We start from the raw sequence: 18477 nt of genomic DNA, 5'->3' as shown, positions 1-18477 counted from the left end.
AAGCCCTCTGCTGCGATTTCAACATCGGGCGTTGCATGGGCCGCTCACCGCCACTCCGATCAGAAGGGTCTTTCCTCATGTTCTTCCATCGTCAAGAGCTGCAATACGCGGCGACACCGACGGCGCCGGATGCCGTCTACGCAAGAAAGCTGCAGGAGGTGCTCGGCGGACAGTACGGCGAGATCACCGTGGCCCTGCAGTACCAGTTCCAGGCGTGGAACATGCACATACCCGGCAAGTACCGCGACCTGGTGTTCGGTATCGGCGCCGAGGAGATGGGCCACGTCGAGATGCTGGCGATCATGATCGCGCAGCTGCTGGAGAAGGCGCCTCTGGGTGTCACTGAGGACGCGGTGCAGGACGATCCGACCGTCGCCGCGATCGTCGGCGGCACCGACGTTCAGCAGGGGATCGTGGCCGGCGCGGGCGCCCGTCCGGTCGACAGCAACGGGAATCCGTGGTCCGGGTCGTACATCACCTCGAGCGGCAACCTCCTCGCCGACTTCACCGCCAACGCGAACGCCGAGATGCAGGGTCGACTGCAGGTGTCGCGGCTGTATCACATGACCGACGACCACGGCGTGCGAGACCTCCTCGCGTTCCTGCTGGCCCGCGACACGATGCACCAGAACCAGTGGCTCGCGGCCGTCGAGGAGCTCAAGGCCGAGGGTGCGGAGACGCTGCCTGTTCCCAGCAACTTCCCGCTGGCCCAGGAGCACCGCGAGGTCTCGTACCAGTACCTGAACTTCAGCGACGGCGAAGCCGCGGCGGACGGATCCTGGGCGCAGGGCCCGGCGCCTGACGGGCTGGGCGAGTTCAGCTACCACGAGGGAGCGACCACGACCGCCGAGATGCCGCCGCCCACCCGACCCGATGTGCGCTTCTACGGCACGACCGACATGCCGAACGTCGTGGAGAAGGTGGCGGGAGCCGCGCAGGACGCCCTGAAGAAGGAGTGAGCCCGACGCCGCGTCGAACAGCGCCCCCCGGATCGCCCCGACGCCGCCGATCACGTCGCGGTGCGGCGGAACCCCTCCTCCTGGGTGTCTTCGTCGGCGACGCGCACTCCGTAGCGGTAGGCGAGCTTGCCGCCGAGGTATCCGGACACGCCGAGAACGAGCACCGCCACGATGCTGAGGATGAACCCCAGGATGCTGAGGTCATCGGCATCGCCGGTCAGCCGCAGGATCAGGCTGACGACGAACAGCGCCGTCACGGAGAGGTTCAGCGTCATGTGCGTCAGCGCGACCCGGCGAGCGGGGGTGCCCGCCGTCAGCTGCGACAGGTCCATCAGCCCCAGCACGGCCGCGACGACGGCCCCGACGAGCCCGATCACGATGAGCACGTTCGCGCCCGCGACGAAAGCCGCAGGCTCATCGGACGCCAGCGCGACGATGTCGAACACGATGCTCGAGATCCATGCCCCGATCGGAATGGTCACCGCGATGGGATGAAAGGGATGCCCGTACGGACCGGCGACGACGGTGCGGGGCTGCTTGGCGCGAGAGATGCGCTGTGAGGTGTCCATGGCCCGACGCTAGGGCAGTGCCACGCGGGGCAGAAGGGCGTTGACAGCCGGCCGAACGCGCGACCGGCGCCCGCGGGATCAGATGACGGTGGCGCTCCACGCGTCGGGGTTGCCGAAACGGTGCGCGGTGATCGAGATGGACTGCTCGTGCACGAAGGGCAGCAGCTCGATGCGGCCCGCCGATGTCACCTCGTCGTCGTACACCGCCAGGTCGGGGTCGCCGTCGACGGCCGCGGCCAGCGAGGCGTGCAGTGTCGAGACGGCGTCTCGCCTGCCGATCAGACGCACCCGACCGGCGTGCGCGAACGCGACGGCAGGGTCATCCACGGCGGCACTGTCGGTGACGTTCTCGCCGCGGCGCAGCATCCGGTCGATCCACTCCTCGTCGCTCTCGACGGCGACGAGCACGCCGAGCGCGCCGAGTTCGGCGCGCACAGCGGCGGGGATACCCTCGGGCACCGAGACGAAGAACGGCGCCCCCGACCGGATGCCGGCCAGCACCACGCGCAGCACTTCGTGCAGCCCGGCGTCGGCGGCCGCGCGCACGATCACCGGCACGGGACGATAGCGGAACAGGTTTCGTTCCACCGCGAGCTGCGACACGTCGCGCACCTGGCCGAACTCGCGGTCCCAGGCGACGGCGTCCGAGAGGGCGGCCTGCCGAAGCCACTCGAACGCGTCGAAGCCGAGCGACGGCTGCGCGGCTTCGATCAGGCCCGAGATGCGGCTGTCGAGCCCGCGGAGGTGCAGGGTGCTCGACGCCTTGCCGCGCGGCCGCGACCGCCAGGAGCCGAGCCCGATGAGGTAGTTCGGTCCGCCGGCCTTGGCGCCCGGTCCGACCGACGAGCGCTTCCAGCCGCCGAACGGCTGGCGCTGCACGATCGCACCCGTGATTCCGCGGTTCACGTACAGGTTGCCGGCTTGCACGCGGTCGAGCCACAGCGCGAGATCGTCGGGATCCTGGGTGTACAGGCCGGCGGTCAGGCCATAGGCGACGGCGTTCTGCATCTCGATCGCCGCCGTGAGGGTGGGCGCGTGCATGACGCCGAGCATGGGCCCGAAGAACTCCTCGCGGTGGGTCCGCGAGCCGGGCTGCACGCCGACGCGGATGCCGGGGCTCCACAGCCGTCCGCTGTCGTCGAGCGAGCGCGGCCGGATCAGCCACTTCTCCTCACCCTCGAGTTCCGAGAGCGCCCATGCGAGCTTGCCCTGGGGCTTCTCGATGACCGGGCCGACCTCGGCGCGGGGATCGGCCGGCCAGGCGACGTGCAGCGAGCGGGTCGCGTCGACCAGCTGTCGGGCGAAGCGCTTCGAGCGGCCGACGGGGCCGACGAGGATGGCGAGGGATGCCGCCGAGCATTTCTGCCCGGCGTGGCCGAAGGCGCTCTTGACCAGGTCGGCCACCGCGAGGTCGACGTCGGCGGTGGGGGTGATGATCATCGCGTTCTTGCCGCTGGTCTCGGCGAGCAGCGGCAGGTCGGGGCGCCACGAGCGGAACAGGGCCGCGGTGTCCCACGCCCCGGTGAGGATCACCCGGTCGACGTCGGGGTGACTGATCAGCCGCTGCCCCAGGTCGCGCTCCGAGACGTCGACGAGCACGAGCACGTCGCGCGGCACGCCCGCCTGCCAGAGCGCCTCGGCGATGACCGCCGCGCAGCGGCGTGCCTGATGCGCGGGTTTGAAGACGACGCCGGAGCCCGCGGCGAGCGCCGCCAGCACGCCGCCGGCGGGGATGGCGAGCGGGAAGTTCCACGGCGGAGTGACCACCATCACCCTGGCCGGCTCGAAGGCCGCGCCCGCGACCCCGTCGAGCTCACGGCACGTGGCCGCGTAGTACTTTGCGAAATCGACGGCCTCGCTGACCTCGATGTCAGCTTCGGCGAACATTTTGCCGGTCTCGTCGGCGGCGACCTCGATCAGCTCGGCGCGGCGTGCGGACAGCGCCGCCGCGGCGCGCAGCAGGACCTCGGCGCGTTCGGCTGCCGGACGCGCGCCCCACGAGGCGGCGGCATCCTTCACCCGCGCGATGGTGTGCACCAGCATCCCCTCGTCGTCGATGCGCGATGCCCGCACCGTGGCGAGTCCCAGCGCGGAGGGGGCGGTGCCGGCCAGCCGATCGAAGACGCCCCGCGCCCAGTCACGGTTGGCGGGCAGGGCCGGATCGCTGTCGGCGGTGTTCGCGAAACCGGGAGCGCCCGATCCGGCGCCCGCGGCGGAGAGCTCCTGTCGGGCGTACACGGCGGTCTCGAGGAAGGCATCGCCGGCGTCCTCGTCGGAGGAGCCGCGGGCGATGCCGAGCACGACGCCGGTGAGGTCCTCGTCCGGGGCGGCCGGCTGAGTGAGCGGGCGCACCGATTCATGCACCGGAGCCGCGCGGTTCTGCGTGCGGCGCTGCCCCACGAGCAGCGAGTGATCGGTGGCGCGGCTGACCGAGTCGACGAAGCGCAGTCGCTCCCGCTCGAACAGTGCGGGGTCATCGGCGAGGTGGAACGCGGCGGAGAGGAAGTTCGACGGCGACGCGCTCTCCTCGAGCCGGCGCACCAGGTAGCTGATCGCCACGTCGAACTCGTCGGGGCGCACGACGGGCACGTACAGCAGCACCTGTCCGACGGTGCGCGAGACCGCGGCGACCTGCGCCTGCGCCATGCCGAGCAGCATCTCGAACTCGACGGCGTCGCGCACGCCCCGCTCTCCCGCGAGCAGCCAGGCGTAGCCGATGTCGAACAGGTTGTGACCGGCGACGCCGACCCGCACCGCGGCGGCGTTGCGGGGCTGGAACGCCTCATCGAGGCAGCGCAGGTAGTTCGCGTCGGTGTCGAGCTTCGAACCGTAGGGGGCCTGCGGCCAGCCGTGCATGACGGCATCCACCTTCTCCATCGCGAGGTTCGCGCCCTTGACCAGTCGCACCTTGATGGGCGCCCCGCCATGCTCGACGCGCTCTCTGGCCCAGGCGGTCAGCTCGCGCAGCGCCGGCAGCGCGTCGGGAAGATACGCCTGCAGCACGATGCCCGCCTCGAGGCGCTTCAGCCGGGGGTCCTCGAGGATGCGGGTGAACACCGCGATGGTCAGGTCGAGGTCCTTGTACTCCTCCATATCGAGGTTGATGAAGGTGCCGTCTTCGGCGGCGGTGACGTACAGCGGCGTGAGACGCGACACCACCTCGTCGACAACCTGATCGAACGCCCACATCGAGATGCGGCTCATGATCGCCGACACCTTGACCGACACGTAGTCGACGTCGGGCCGCCGGATCAGCTCGTGGATGCCGTCGAGCCGGCGCTTCGCCTCCGCTTCGCCGAGCACCGCCTCGCCCAGAAGATTGAGGTTGAGGCGGGCCCCGGACTCGCGGATCTTCTCCAGCACCGGACCGAGCTTGTCGGGACGAGCGTCGACGATGAGGTGCCCCACCATCTCGCGCAGGGCCCGCCGGGCCATCGGCACCGTCGGGACCGGCAGCACCGGAGCGACGCCGCCGCCGACGCGCACCAGACCCCGCAGGTACCAGGGCAGGAAGTCGGGGGCGAGCGGGGCCACCCGGTGCAGGTTGGATGCGGCGGCCGCCATGCTCTCCGGGCGCATGACGCCGTCGACGAAGCCGAGCGTGAAGGCCAGTCCGCTCGGATCGCGCAGCACGCCGGCGAGCCGCTCGGCGGCCGGATCGACCTCGACGGATGCCGCTTCCTGCACCCAGCGGTGCGCGAGTTCGACGGCCGCGTCGGCGAGACGCGCCCCTGCGGCGGACGACGGCTGCTCTGACATGCGTCCAGCCTAGGCATGTGGCCGCCCGGAAGGCGGACGATCGGCACGGTGGCGCGCGAAGATCCCCCTATGCTGATGCCGTGAGCAGCACACCGCCGGAGGGGACGGCGTCGCACCAGGATGCCGCCGCCGTGGCGCGGGCCAACGCGGGCGCCCGTGCGAAGGTGCTCGCCTGGGCGAGGCGCAGCATCGACCTCATCCCGACGAGATGGCTGATCACGGGAGCGGGTGCGGTGCTGCTGGCGACGACCGCGGCCTTCGGCGGGCTGGAAGAGCGTCGCCGCCGCGCCGGTGCCCGAGCTCGCCGTCGGCGAGACCTTCGCGGGGTCCGACCTCGAGGTCACCGTGCGGGCCGTCGAACTGCGCGACGAGCGCGGTGATGCCGCGGTGTTCCCCGACGAGGAGAAGGGCGAGAAGGTGCTCATCGTCGTGCTGGACGTGGTGAATACCTTCCCTGCTCCGCGGAGCGCCGGGAGCGGTGGCGAGCCGTCGCCTACTCTGGACGGCATCCGCGTCGAGGGGGTCGAGGGTGCTCCCGCACTGTCCCGCGACGACGGCCTGACCACGCCGATCCTTCAGCCCGATGTACCCGCGCAGGTGATCGCCGCCTGGGTTGTCGGGCCGGGAGATCTCCGCGCAGGCGAACAGGTGCGCCTGTCTCTGCCGGACTCCACCCACTACGTGGGTCGGAGCGTGACCAGCGGCGACTATTGGTCCGACGTGCGGATCGGTGCCTGGGTGACCGCCGACGTCGAGGCGGTGGTCACGCGGTGACTGCGAGACGTTCCCGGCTTGCCGTGTGGCTGCTCACCGGCGCGCTCCTGGCCGGTGCCTGGGCGGTGTCGAAGGCGACCCTTCCCGACGACGCCGCGACCGCCCCGTTCCCGACCCGCGCCGGACTCGGTGAGCGGGTCACCGTGCGCGATCTGTCCGTCACGGTGACGGACGTGCGCGCGGCGGGACGCGTGATGGATTCCACCGGCTGGTCGGCCGAGGGGACGTGGCTCGTCGTCGATCTCGAGGCCGCTGCCGTGCTCTCGCAGGACGCGGCGCTGCAGCTGCACGAGCTTGTCATCGGCGAGCGTACGTTCTCGGCGACGGAGCGTGGCACCACCTTCCGCGGCCACGCGCTCATCCCCGGCGTCGCGCGCACCGGCAGCCTGGCGTTCGAGCTGCCGGCCGGTGACCTGCACGGGCAGGCGGTGCTCCGGCTGGGCACCCCGACCGGCCTGCGCCTGGACGCACCGCTCGATGCCGTCGTCGAAGTGCCGATCGACCTCGATGACGTCACCGTGCAGAACGAGGCCGTGCTGCTCGAGAACGGATGGGCGCAGCGATGACGATCCCACCGGTGCCCGATGGGTGCGGCGAGTCCCGTCCTGGGGAGGAGGAGGGCGCGCGTCCAGGCGCGGCGGTGCGCCGACCGGCATCCTGGTGGCGAAGCAACCGGTGGGCGCTGCTGGCGCTGGCGGCCCTTGTTCCGGTGACCGCCCTGAGCATCATCTGGCAAGAGTGGTACGGCTGGTACGGCTACGGCGTCCGCCCCTACGTGCCGGTCGTCGCCGCGGCCGAGGGCAGTGTCGAGCTGGCTGACGCTACCTGGGGCCCGGTGCGCAGCACCGAGATCGACGACCTGCGCGGGCTGGACGTACCCGAGGGCGCCACCGTCATCGCCGCGGCCATTCCCGTCGACCCGGCAGTGGCGGGTGTGGGATGCGCCGCGCCCGAACTGGTGCAGCAGAGCACCGGGCGCATGTGGAAGCCGGTGCGGTCGGAGATCGGTTTGGACTACGACGCCGACGAGCCGTCGACCTGTTCGTCCGCGGGCACCGCACCGTACGAGCTGATCGTCGCCTTCGTGCTGCCCGACGACGTCGACGGCCCGTTCTGGGTGGATGTGTCGCCCTCGGCCGGCGCCGGCGAGTTCGTGAGATTCCCCGTCGATCCCTGACCCGACACCGCGTCGCGGCTCTGCGCCGAGACGACGGCGGCGGCCACCGCGTCGACGGATGCCGGCAGCAGGCCGGCCGCGTCGGCGACGGCGCGAACCTCCGCCTCTTCCGCCGACAGATGCGCGGCATCCCGGTTGTCGCTCCGCTTCCTGCGCAGCCGGCCGAGTGTCGCGTCGTAGGCACCGGCGATCACCGCGATGCGCAGCGGCTCGACGATGAGCGTCGGGATGAGGAAGAGCACGGATCCGGCGATGGCCCAGAACAGGAACTCGTGCGGCCCGACCACCCTGGTCAGCGCGAGATCGAGGTACGACTGGAGTGCCTTCACGATCACGTACACCAGCGAGTACGAGGCGACCAGAAGCGGCCCGGCCCGCCACATCAGCAGCAGAGCGCGCCCGATGGGCCGGAACCGAGCCCCGAGCTCTTCTCCGAGGTCCTTCAGCCTGCGCATCAGCGGGTTCGGCACGAACGCCGCGTGCTCACGCAGCCGGACGAGCACCCGGTGCTCGATCCGCAGCTTCTCGGCGACGATGGCCTGGCCGTAGACGATGCCGCCGATGGTCAGCCACGCCAGCGGCGCCAGAAGCACCGGTCCGGCTTCGGCGATGATCCAGCCCAGCGCGTCCCACAGCCAGCGCAGCGGCGCGACGGCATCCAGCACCTGTTCGCGCATCCGCTCGAGGAACGCGATCGCGGCCCTGCTGTCGATCCAGCTCCTGACGGAGTCGGTGAGGTCACCGATGACCATCACCGAGAAGAACACCCACACGACCTCGAAGTACACGGCCAGCGGCGACAGCCATTTCGCCAGGCGTGCCGACCATTTCGACCATGCCCAGCGTGCCGCGAACGACACCACGATGATCGACACGGTCCAGACGTTGAGGGGCAGATTCAGCACCGTGTCGACGCTGCTCACCGGCTCCTCGCCCGCGACGGCCGCGGTGACGATCACGTCGGTGCGGATCTTCAGGGCCCGAGCGGAGTACGCCTGCACGTCCTCGTTCAGCAGCCCCTGTGCCCAGTACACCGCGAAGAAGGGCAGGATGCCGGCGAGCAGGGCCGAGAGGAAGGTGCGCCGGCGCTCGGCCGGCGACTCGGGAAGCGGGGCGACGGCGCCGAGCTCGCGCAGTCCGTCACGGAGCACGAGGAACATCGCGACATAGCTGATCAGCCGGGCGAGGATCGCGAGCGGCAGGATGAGGAATCCGAGCGTGGCCGAGCGGCCGCCGACGGCTCCCGCCAACTGCACGATGGCGTAGTGCGCCAGCACACCGGCGAGATACCACGCGAACATGGCCGGCCAGTGCCGCCAGAGGCTTCGGCCGGTCGACACCAGGATCGCCTTCACGCGCTCAGATTACCGCCAGCTGAGCACCGGGCCGGATCAGAGATGCTGCTCCGCGGCCGCTGCGAGCAGCATTTTCCATCCGGCATGCGCCGCTGGGAGTTCCCGACCGCCGACGCGGCGCTCAGCTCCAGACGCTCGGTGCCTGTCGTTTCGTGGACGGCAGAGCGGATGCGGCTGCCCACTCGTGGATCCATTCGTCGATGTCGGGCACGCCCTCGGGCCGGCCGAGGGTGGCGAACAGCTCGTCGTGGGGCACCGTGCCGCCGCTGCGGCGCAGCATCCGTGCTCTGACGATGACGCGCGCGTACACCTCGCCGTCGACAACCACGCGGTGCTCCATGAACAGGGCGCGGTCGTCGTGTCCGGTGAAGCGCGACTCGATGTCGAAGCGCTGCCACAACTCCAGCGACTTGCGGAACGTGACCGTCTCGCTCGACACCACCGCGTACCACCCGCGTGTGCGCATGGCGTCGAACAGTCCCGTGCGGATCAGCAGATCCCAGCGGCCGAGATCGAACAGCGACAGGTAGCGGCCGTTGTTCATGTGCCGCAGGATGTCGAGGTCGGTCGGCAGCGTGGTGAGCCGGATGCGACCGACCGCGGTGGGCTCGAGCGTGTCACCGCGGCGGGCGCGCCGGCGGGCCTGCCAGATGATGAGGAGGGTGCGCCAGATCACGTTCACGTTCAGTGATGGTAGCCATCCTCGACGGATCACCCAATTCGGTTGTCGCATTTCCACAGAGCCGTCGCCCGATTTCCTGTTTCGCCGCGGGTATGTCTAGAGTCCTCGCATGAGCGCCGAAGCCCAGCCCGAGATCATCGTCCGTCCGGTCCGCGATGTGGATGCGGAGGCTCTGGGTCGTGTGCATGCGCAGTGCTGGCACGAGACCTACGACCACCTGATCAGCAAGGCCGCGCTGGAGAAGATCTCCCCTCGCCGCATGGCCGAGCTCTGGACGCACTGGGCCGCCCAGGGTCCCGACTTCAAGATGAGCGCGGCGCTGGTCGACGGAGAGATCGTCGGCTTCGTCGGCTCCGGCCCCGCGCGCGACAAGGATGCTCCGGCGTTCCGCGAGCTGTACTTCATCTACCTGCTCGACCAGTGGCACGGCACCGGCATCGGCCAGAAGCTGTTCGACGCCGCCGTCGAAGAGGACGAGCCGCTGTACCTGTGGGTCGCGGAGGACAACCCCCGCGCACACCGTTTCTACACGCGTAACGGCTTCTCGCTCGACGGCGCCAGCCACACCGAGCCGTTCCTGGGTGAGACGCTCACCGAGGTGCGCTTCGTGCGGGCCTGACCTCTCACGATGAAGCCCCTCCCGCGATCAGCGGGAGGGGCTTCATCGTGTCCGGAAGCGTCATAGCGCCCGGATGATGTCCTCCACGCGCTCCTTGGCGTCGCCGAACAGCATCTGCGCGTTCTCGCGGAAGAACAGCGGATTCTGCACGCCCGCGTAGCCGGCGGCCATCGAGCGCTTGAACACGATCACGTTCTCGGCCTCCCAGACCCGAAGCACCGGCATCCCGGCGATCGGGCTCCCCGGGTCCTCAGCGGCGGCGGGGTTGACCGTGTCGTTCGCGCCGATCACCAGCACGACGCTGGTCGACGCCAGGTCGTCGTTGATCTCGTCCATGCCGAGCACGATGTCGTAGGGCACCTTCGCTTCGGCGAGCAGCACGTTCATGTGGCCCGGCAGCCGCCCGGCGACGGGGTGGATGCCGAAGCGGACGTCCACGCCGCGGTCACGGAGCCGCGAGACGAGCTCGGCCACGGGGTACTGCGCCTGCGCGACGGCCATGCCGTAGCCGGGCGTGATGACCACGCTCTTCGCCGCGGCGAGCAGGGCCGCGGCGGCATCCGCCGTCACCTCGCGGTACTCGCCGTACTCCTCGTCGCTTGAGGCGGAGGCGACGATGCCGAATCCGCCCGCGATCACCGACAGGAACGAGCGGTTCATGGCCTTGCACATGATGTACGACAGGTAGGCACCGGACGAGCCCACCAGTGCACCGGTGACGATGAGGAGGTCGTTGTTCAACAGGAATCCGGCGGCGGCGGCCGCCCAGCCCGAGTAGCTGTTCAGCATCGACACGACCACGGGCATGTCGCCGCCGCCGATCGAGGCGACCAGATGCCAGCCGAGAGCGAACGACAGCACGGTCACCGCGATGAGCAGCCAGAGCTGCTGATCGACGACGAACCACACGGTGAGCGCCAGGAACGCGGCGAGCGCGAGCACGTTCAGCAGGTTCTTGCCCGGCAGCATGAGCGGACGGGAGGAGATCTTCGCCGAGAGCTTCAGGTAGGCCACGATCGAGCCGGTGAAGGTCACGCCGCCGATGAAGATGCCGATGAACACCTCGGCGTTGTGGATGCCGACCAGCTCGGCCGGCAGCACCGGGTGCGCCAGGTGGCCGTTCCAACCGACGAGCACGGCGGCGAGGCCGACGAAGCTGTGCAGCAGGGCGATGAGCTCGGGCATGCCGGTCATCTGCACGACCCGTGCGCGCCACAGGCCGATGGCGGCGCCGACGAGCACGGCGACGCCGAGCAGCACGAGGCCGGTCGCGGATCCCGCGCCGCCCCAGGCCTGGGCGACGGTGAGCGCGATCGTCGCGACCAGCGCGATGGTCATGCCGGCGACGCCGTAGATCACGCCGGCACGGGCGGATTCGTGGCGGCTGAGCCCCGCGAGGCTCAGGATGAACAGCAGGGCGGCGACGATGTACGCCGCGCCCGCGATGGCGTCGACGGTCACTTCCGGCCGCCCTTCGCGGAGTTTCCAAGGGTGAACATGGCGAGCATCCGTCGGGTCACGGCAAAGCCTCCGAAGATGTTGATGCTGGCGACGAGCACCGCGACCGCCGCCAATGCCTGCACGACCGGGTTCGGGTCGGTGATCTGCAGCATCGCCCCGACGACGATCACGCCGCTGATCGCATTGGTGACCGACATCAGCGGGGTGTGCAGCGCGTGGTGCACCTTGCCGATGACATAGAAGCCGATCACGACCGAGAGCATCAGCACGGTGAAGTGCTGCGGCAGCGGGGCGGGCGCGAAGAGGTTCACCAGGAACAGAGCGAGTACACCCGCGCCGATGAGTGCGGCCTTGCGACCGGTGCTCATCGGCTTCTTCTGCGGCAGGGCGACGGGTTCGGGAGGCGGGGTGGATGCGGCGGGCGCCACCGCCACCTGCACCGGAGGCGGTGGCCAGGTGACCCCACCGTCGCGCACGACCGTCACCGCACGCTGCACGACGTCGTCGAAGTCGATCCTCAGCACGCCGTCCTTGCCGGGGGTGAGCAGGGCGATGAGATTGGCGACGTTGGTGCCGTACAGCTGCGACGCCTGGGTGGCGAGGCGCGACGCCAGGTCGGTGTAGCCGAGGATGACGACGCCGTTGTCGGTGACGACGCGCTCCCCTGCCACCGAGCCCTCGACGTTGCCGCCCTGAGCCGCGGCCATGTCCACGATCACGCTGCCCGGCTTCATGCGGGCGACGTCGGACGCGGTGATGAGCCGCGGCGCGGCACGGCCGGGGATCAGCGCGGTGGTGACGATGATGTCGACGTCCGCCGCCTGCTCGGTGTAGATCTCGGCGGCGCGGCGATCGTAGTCCGCACTGGTGGCCTTGGCGTAGCCGTCGGTGGACTTCTCCACCTCCACGTCGACCGCGAGGTACGTACCGCCGATCGATGAGACCTGGTCGGCGACCTCCGGGCGGGGGTCGGTGGCCCGCACGACGGCACCCAGGCTGGATGCGGCGCCGATCGCGGCGAGGCCTGCGACGCCGGCACCGGCGACGAGCACCTTCGCCGGGGGCACCGTGCCGGCGGCGGTGACCTGGCCGGTGAAGAAGCGGCCGAACTCGTGCGCGGCCTCGACGACGGCGCGGTAGCCGGCGATGTTCGCCATCGAGCTGAGCACGTCCATCGACTGGGCCCGTGAAATGCGCGGAACCGCCTCCAGGGCGATCGCGGTGATCCGCCGCTGCGCCAGCTTCTCGACCAGGTCGGGGCGCAGCGCGGGCGAGAGCAGACCCACGATGGCCGCACCGTCGGACAGGCGGGCGATCTCGGCATCCGTCGGCGCAGCGACCTTCAGCACCATCCCGCTCCCCCACGCCTCGTCGGCCGTGACGATCTGCGCGCCGGCCTCGCGGTACGCCTCGTCCGGATACGACGCGCGGCTGCCCGCCCCGGTCTCCACCGCGACGCGGTAGCCGAGTCCGAGGAGCGTCCTGACGGTGTCCGGGGTGGCGGCGACCCGCGCCTCATCCGGCCCTTCCTGCACGATTCCGATCTGCAACACTGCGATCCTTCCCTCCGGCCACTGCGCCGTCGACGGCCGCGTCGGGATCACGGCCTGATGCGTGTCGACACTATCGACACCGCGGGAGGACAGGGCGATTCTCCGGCACTGTCACCGCACAAGAATCCGGCTTCTTTCAATCCTGCGTAATCGCCGGGTCACTTGCGATGGGTTCGCGGGCGCCGCGGCCGAAGCGTTCGGCGAGGGCACGCAGCGCGCGACGGACCTCCTCGCCCTCGATCACCTCGAAGTCGATACCCGACATCCCCACATACAGCGCGAACTCCTCGGGGGTACGGGCCCCCGCGCTGAGGATGCTCGTGTCCGGTCCTTCGTCGATCACCTCGGCCACCGTCGCCGAGAAGTGTCGTGCCACGACATCGGCGGGTGCGCGCATGCGCAGCCGTGCCCGGATCGGGTACGGAGCGGTGGAGATGCTGCGCGTCGTGAAGCGGCGGAGAGCCTCGTCCGGGATGTCGCGGCGGGCGAACTCCTCTCGCAACATGACGGGACGCCGCACTCGGTCGACCCGCAGAGTGCGCCACGACCCGCGCTCCGGGTTCCAGGCGACCAGGTACCAGCGCTCCGCGGTGTGGACGACCCGATGCGGCTCGACGACCCGGCGCACTTCGGTGCCGTCGTGTCGGGTGTATTCCATCTGCAGCCGCCTGCCCTCGGCGATCGCCGCGGCGATGGTGGTGACGACGGCGACGTCGACCTCGTCGCGCTGACCACGAAGGGGCACCATGGCCCGTTCGACCTCGACGATCTGCCGACGGGTGGCCGGTGAGAGCGACTGCTCGAGTTTGGCCAGCGCTCTGGCCGACGCCTCGTCGAGCCCGGTGACCACACCGGTGGCGGCGGCGCGCAGTCCCACCGCGATCGCGACGGACTCGTCGGCGGTGAGGGTCAGGGGCGGAACCGCGGCACCCACCCCCAGGCGGTAGCCTCCGTGCCTGCCGCGGGTGGCCTCTATGCCGTAACCGAGCGCGCGCAGATCTTCGATGTCGCGTCGCAGCGTCCGCTCGCTGACGCCGAGTCGGGCACGCAACGCGGCACCGCTCCATTCGCGCCGTGCCTGCAGCAGAGAGAGCAGTTCGAGGGTCCGACCGGTCGTGCGCGTCATATCTCGATCCTCTTTCGGTATCCGGCCATGCTATGACCGTTTTGGTCGAGAGAGTGGGGTCATGAACACGACGCAGCTCGACACCCGCATCCACCCCTTCCGCATCGAGATCGCAGACACCGCCATCGCCGATCTGCGCGCACGTCTGCAGAATGCCCGGTTCCCGCAGGCGCTGCCCGGCGACGACTGGCGCACCGGCATCCCCTCTGCGCAGCTGCGCGAGCTCATCGCCCGATACGCCGACCATGACTGGCAGCGCACGGCGGAGCGCCTGAATGCTCTCCCGCAGATCATCACCGACATCGACGGGCAGAACATCCACGCTGTGCACGTGCGCTCCCCGCACCCCGATGCGACGCCGTTGCTGCTGATGCACGGATGGCCCGGCTCCTTCCTCGAGTTCGAGTCGCTGATCGGTCCGCTGACCGACCCGGTCGCCCATGGCGGTGAAGCCTCCGACGCGTTCGACGTCGTGATCCCCTCACACCCCGGCTTCGGGTTCTCGATGCCGCTCGTGGGCGCGGACTGGTCGCGCGGCGACATCGCCCGAGTCATGCTCGAGCTGATGACCCGCCTCGGCTACCGTCGCTTCGCCGTGCAGGGCGGCGATGTCGGCGCCGGTGTCGCCCCCGAGATCGGCCGGCTCGCTCCCGACCGGGTGCTCGGCGTGCATGTGAACGGCTCGCTCGGCTCCTTCGTCGGCCAGGTCGACGACGAGACCGCGGCGTCGCTCACTCCGCTCGAGCGCGACCGGCTGCGTCGCGTCGGGGAGTTCATGCAGCGCGAGTTCGGGTACATCGCCATCCAGTCGACCCGGCCGGCCCTCGTCGGACAGATGCTCGCCGACAGCCCCGTGGCTCAGTTCGCCTGGATCCTCGACAAGCTGCAGGCCTGGACGCATCCGGCCGAACGGTCGGCGATCGACATCCTCGGCGAGCGCTTCGTCTTCGAGAACGCCGGCCTGTACTGGCTCACCGCCTCGGGCGGCACCTCGGCGTACGTCGGCTACGCACAGGATGCCGCCTGGGGCGCTCAGCCCACCAGCTCAGGCGTGCCGACGGCGGTCATCGTCTTCGCCCACGACGTCGGCCTGCGCTTCGCCGAGGAGAAGGCGAACAACATCGTGCGCTGGACCGATGTCGAGGACCGCGGGGGTCACTTCGCCGCACTCGAGGAGCCCGAACTGCTGCTCGCCGACGTGCGGGAGTTCTTCCGGACGCTGCGCTGACGTGCTCCGGGCCGCGCGGTCGATGCCGCGTGGCCCGGCTCAGCGCCCCGAAACCTGGCCGAACAGCTTCGCGATCGGCGCCAGCACGAGCGGGCGGGCGGCGAACCAGCCGCCCGCGATCACCGCCATCGCGGCGACGAACACCCAGAAGCCGAGCCAGCTGTCGGACTGCTGAGAGGCGAACATGTGGTTCAGGTTGCCGAGCATGCCGGTGAGGAACACCAGGGCGACGTGCGCGATGATGAACGCCACGAAGTACAGCATGATCGGGAAGTGCAGCGCCCGCGCCCATTCGACCGGGTACGCCTTCGACAGCCTCTCTGCCCTCTTCGGCCACAGGCCCGACATGCGGAATCCGGTGACGGTGGCCAGCGGGGCGGCGATGAACACCGTGACGAAGTAGGCGAGTTGCTGCAGGCTGTTGTAGTTGTTCCAGCCGTTCTCGGCCGGCCAGTCGAACGACACGTACTGCAGCCCCGCCGAGACCGCGTTGGGGACGACCTCCCAGCTGGTGGGCACGATCCGCACCCAGTGCCCGGTCGCGAAGAGCAGGATCACGAAGGTCACGCCGTTGATCAGCCAGAGCAGGTCGAGCGCCTGATGGAACCACAGGGTGAGGCTGATCTTGCCCTTGCTGTTGCCGCGCGGGGTCCAGAACACGGTCGGGCGCTTCTCGGAGCGCACGCGCAGGCCGGAGCGGATGATCAGCACCATCAGGAACATGTTGAAGAAGTGCTGCCAGCCGACCCAGGGGGCGAACCCGGGTTCCACGTGCACGGCGGGTTCGTACTCGCCGGGGAAGGCGGCGAGGAAGTCCTGCATGAACGGCAGGCTGAGGAAGGCTCGCACCAGGGCGATCGCGGCGAGGCCCAGGATGCCGAGCGCCGCGGCGCCGAGCAGTCCCGAGATGGCCTGCGGCCATGTCGGCCGGAAGCGGGATGCCGCCGGTTCCGCCGCCCCGTGCCGGGGCGCCGTACCGTGCCACACCGTGCGCGTGAACGGCAGCGGCGACGAGACGTCCCGGCCCGCAGGCACGACGGCTGCTGCGGAAGCGGCGGTCGCGGGGGTCGCTGCAGCCGCTGCCGGAGCTGTGGCCGCGGGTGCCGCGGCGGGAGCTGTGGCCGCGGGGGCCGCGGCGGGAGCTGATGTCGCAGGGGCCGTCGCGGGAGCGCCGGTCGCGGGAGCGTCAGTCGCGGGAGCGTCGGTCGCGGGAGCATCCGCTGCGGGGGCCGACGGGACGGCCGCGAGGATCGGCGCAGTGCCGGCCGGGGGCCACGGCTCTCCGCCCTTCACGCGCGGCAGCCCGCGACGCAGCGCAGCGCCCTCAGCGTTCGCTGCAGCGGTCGCGGCGGCAGGGGCAGCGGCGGCTGCCGCGGCATCCGGATGCTCCGCGACCGCACCACTTGCCGTCGACGACACCACCTGCGGGCGCGGCGAAGTGGTGCTCTCGACGGCAACCGGTGCACTCGGCGGCGCGGCGGCCGCCGCTGCGGCGGGAGGCCACGGCTCCCCGCCTGGGACGCGTGGCAGGCCGCGCCGCAGCGCGACCCCGGACGCCGAAGCGGCGGCAGTGGCAGCGGGCGCCGCTGCAGCATCCGGATGCTCCGCGACCGCACCACTTGCCGTCGACGACACCACCTGCGGGCGCGGCGAAGCGGTGCTCTCGGCGACAATCGGTGCACTCGGCGCCGCGGCGGCCGCCGCTGCGGCCGGAGGCCACGGCTCCCCGCCGGGGACGCGCGGCAGGCCGCGCCGCAGCGCGACCCCGGATGCCGAAGCGGCGGCAGCGGATGCGGGGGTTGCGGCGGCATCCGGATGCTCCGCGACTGCACCACCTGCCGTCGACGGCACCACCTGCGGGCGCGGCGAAGTGGTGCTCTCGGCGGCAACCGGTGCACTCGGCGGCGCGGCGGCCGCCGCGACGGCGGGAGGCCACGGCTCCCCGCCTGGGACGCGTGGCAGGCCGCGCCGCAGCGCGACCCCGGATGCCGAAGCGGCGGCAGGGGCAGCGGCGGCTGCGGCGGCATCCGGATGCTCCGCGACTGCACCACTTGCCGTCGACGACACCACCTGCGGGCGCGGCGAAGCGGTGCTCTCGGCGGCAACCGGTGCACTCGGCGCCTCCGCCACCGGAGGTGCGCCCCCCTCGACCGGCGCATCCGCCACGTCGACGGCGCCGCCGGGAGGCCACGGTTCCCCGCCCTTCACCCGCGGGAGGCCGCGGCGCAGCATCCGCTCTGCCATGACTACTTCTTCCGCGCCTCGAGCGCCTCGATCACCTGCGGCACGACCGTGAACAGATCGCCGACGATGCCGAAGTCGGCGACGTCGAAGATCGGGGCATCGCCGTCCTTGTTGATGGCGACGATGGTCTTCGCGGTCTGCATGCCGGCGCGGTGCTGGATCGCGCCCGAGATGCCGAGGGCGACGTACAGCTGCGGTGACACCGAGACGCCGGTCTGCCCGACCTGGTGGGCGTACGGGATGTACCCGGCGTCGACCGCGGCGCGCGAGGCGCCGATCGCGGCGCCCAGCGCATCGGCGAGCTGCTCGACGAGCGCGAACTGCTCCTTGGAGCCGAGGCCGCGCCCGCCCGACACGACTCTCGTCGCACCGCGCAGCTCGGGTCGCGAGGAGGTCTGCTCGACGGCGGCGATCTCGCCGGCCGTGGCCGCCACGGCGCCGGATGCGGTCACCGTGAGCTCCTCGACGACGGCTGTCGCCGCCTCGGCACGCGTGTCGACGGCGCCCTGGCGCACGGTGATGACCGGGGCGCCGAAGGTGGGCACCGAGTCGGTGAGGTAGGAGCCGCCGTACACCGAGTGATGGGCCACGATCCCCTCGTCGTCACGAGAGACGCTGATCGCATCGACGGAGACGGCGAGCTTCTCGCGCACGGCGAAACGGCCGGCGACGTCGCGGCCGGTGAGGGAGTTCGAGACGAGCACGGCGTCCGGGCGCACCTGGCGGTACGCGGCCTGCAGCGCGTCGACGATCGGCACAGTCAGCGCGGTGGCATCGTCGGGGGCGGTCAGCACGACCTGCGCGCCGGCCGCGGCCGCGGCATCCGTCGCCGCCTGGCTACCGCCCACGATGAGCGCCACCGGCGCGCCGATCGTCGAGGCCGCGCCGATCAGCGCGGCTGTGCTGCTGGCCGCGGCGCCGGACGGGTCGACGTCGACGAGGACGAGGATCGGGTTCTCGGGGTATGCCAT

The 18477-nt window shown here is 70.8% G+C and carries 15 protein-coding genes; 5 read left to right on the top strand and 10 right to left on the bottom strand.

The genetic code is table 11. The features are described from left to right. Positions 1–77 precede the first annotated feature (77 nt). On the top strand, positions 78–959 hold the full coding sequence (locus ACFWH5_RS11860; RefSeq protein WP_378834879.1) for a manganese catalase family protein: 882 nt from the start codon (positions 78–80) through the stop codon (positions 957–959). 50 nt (positions 960–1009) lie between these two features. On the opposite strand, the gene ACFWH5_RS11855 is transcribed toward ACFWH5_RS11860, so the two are convergent. From ACFWH5_RS11855 to ACFWH5_RS11845, 3 genes are all read right to left on the bottom strand, one after another. Beyond that, positions 1010–1528, bottom strand: a complete 519-nt coding sequence (locus tag ACFWH5_RS11855) for a DUF2231 domain-containing protein (RefSeq protein ID WP_378834878.1) — start codon at positions 1526–1528, stop codon at positions 1010–1012. A gap of 78 nt (positions 1529–1606) precedes the next feature. Next, on the bottom strand, positions 1607–5287 hold the full coding sequence (locus tag ACFWH5_RS11850) for a proline dehydrogenase family protein (protein ID WP_378834876.1): 3681 nt from the start codon (positions 5285–5287) through the stop codon (positions 1607–1609). 67 nt (positions 5288–5354) lie between these two features. After that, a complete protein-coding gene (locus ACFWH5_RS11845; protein WP_378834875.1) occupies positions 5355–5477 on the bottom strand; it encodes a hypothetical protein in 123 nt (40 codons plus the stop codon). A gap of 101 nt (positions 5478–5578) precedes the next feature. Here ACFWH5_RS11845 and ACFWH5_RS11840 point away from each other — a divergent pair, with 101 nt between their 5' ends. Next, entirely contained in the window at positions 5579–6061 is a 483-nt protein-coding gene (locus ACFWH5_RS11840) for a hypothetical protein (protein ID WP_378834874.1), read from the top strand. After that, a complete protein-coding gene (locus ACFWH5_RS11835) occupies positions 6058–6627 on the top strand; it encodes a hypothetical protein (protein WP_378834872.1) in 570 nt (189 codons plus the stop codon). Before ACFWH5_RS11840 ends, ACFWH5_RS11835 begins: the two co-directional genes overlap by 4 nt. Before the next feature lie 448 nt (positions 6628–7075). Here the strand turns inward: ACFWH5_RS11835 and ACFWH5_RS11830 are convergent, their stop codons facing one another. Continuing rightward, on the bottom strand, positions 7076–8593 hold the full coding sequence (locus tag ACFWH5_RS11830) for a hypothetical protein (protein ID WP_378834870.1): 1518 nt from the start codon (positions 8591–8593) through the stop codon (positions 7076–7078). A 121-nt stretch (positions 8594–8714) separates the two neighbouring features. After that, the gene (locus ACFWH5_RS11825; protein WP_378834869.1) at positions 8715–9275 is read right to left on the bottom strand and encodes an acyl-CoA thioesterase; all 561 of its coding nucleotides are present in this window, start codon (positions 9273–9275) and stop codon (positions 8715–8717) included. 109 nt (positions 9276–9384) lie between these two features. Between ACFWH5_RS11825 and ACFWH5_RS11820 the strand changes: the two genes are divergently transcribed. Beyond that, complete coding sequence (locus ACFWH5_RS11820) at positions 9385–9894, top strand: GNAT family N-acetyltransferase (protein ID WP_378834867.1); 510 nt, start codon at positions 9385–9387, stop codon at positions 9892–9894. A 60-nt stretch (positions 9895–9954) separates the two neighbouring features. Here the strand turns inward: ACFWH5_RS11820 and pntB are convergent, their stop codons facing one another. From pntB to ACFWH5_RS11805, 3 genes are all read right to left on the bottom strand, one after another. Further along, complete coding sequence (gene pntB, locus ACFWH5_RS11815) at positions 9955–11355, bottom strand: Re/Si-specific NAD(P)(+) transhydrogenase subunit beta (protein ID WP_378834865.1); 1401 nt, start codon at positions 11353–11355, stop codon at positions 9955–9957. Further along, the gene (locus ACFWH5_RS11810) at positions 11352–12908 is read right to left on the bottom strand and encodes a Re/Si-specific NAD(P)(+) transhydrogenase subunit alpha (protein ID WP_378834864.1); all 1557 of its coding nucleotides are present in this window, start codon (positions 12906–12908) and stop codon (positions 11352–11354) included. The genes pntB and ACFWH5_RS11810 overlap by 4 nt, the downstream gene beginning before the upstream one ends. 136 nt (positions 12909–13044) lie before the next feature. After that, complete coding sequence (locus ACFWH5_RS11805; RefSeq protein WP_378834863.1) at positions 13045–14034, bottom strand: helix-turn-helix transcriptional regulator; 990 nt, start codon at positions 14032–14034, stop codon at positions 13045–13047. Positions 14035–14095: 61 nt separating this feature from the next. On the opposite strand from ACFWH5_RS11805, the gene ACFWH5_RS11800 reads away from it, so the two are divergent. Then, entirely contained in the window at positions 14096–15262 is a 1167-nt protein-coding gene (locus ACFWH5_RS11800) for an epoxide hydrolase family protein (RefSeq protein WP_378834861.1), read from the top strand. Between the two features lie 39 nt (positions 15263–15301). On the opposite strand, the gene ACFWH5_RS11795 is transcribed toward ACFWH5_RS11800, so the two are convergent. Next, entirely contained in the window at positions 15302–17506 is a 2205-nt protein-coding gene (locus tag ACFWH5_RS11795) for a cytochrome b/b6 domain-containing protein (RefSeq protein ID WP_378834859.1), read from the bottom strand. 2 nt (positions 17507–17508) lie between these two features. Beyond that, the gene (locus tag ACFWH5_RS11790; protein WP_378834858.1) at positions 17509–18477 is read right to left on the bottom strand and encodes an electron transfer flavoprotein subunit alpha/FixB family protein; all 969 of its coding nucleotides are present in this window, start codon (positions 18475–18477) and stop codon (positions 17509–17511) included.

Source organism: Microbacterium sp. NPDC058345 (genome assembly GCF_042723855.1).
In the GTDB taxonomy this organism is placed as follows: Bacteria; Actinomycetota; Actinomycetes; order Actinomycetales; family Microbacteriaceae; genus Microbacterium.
This window is presented reverse-complemented; position numbering and strand designations above follow the sequence as displayed.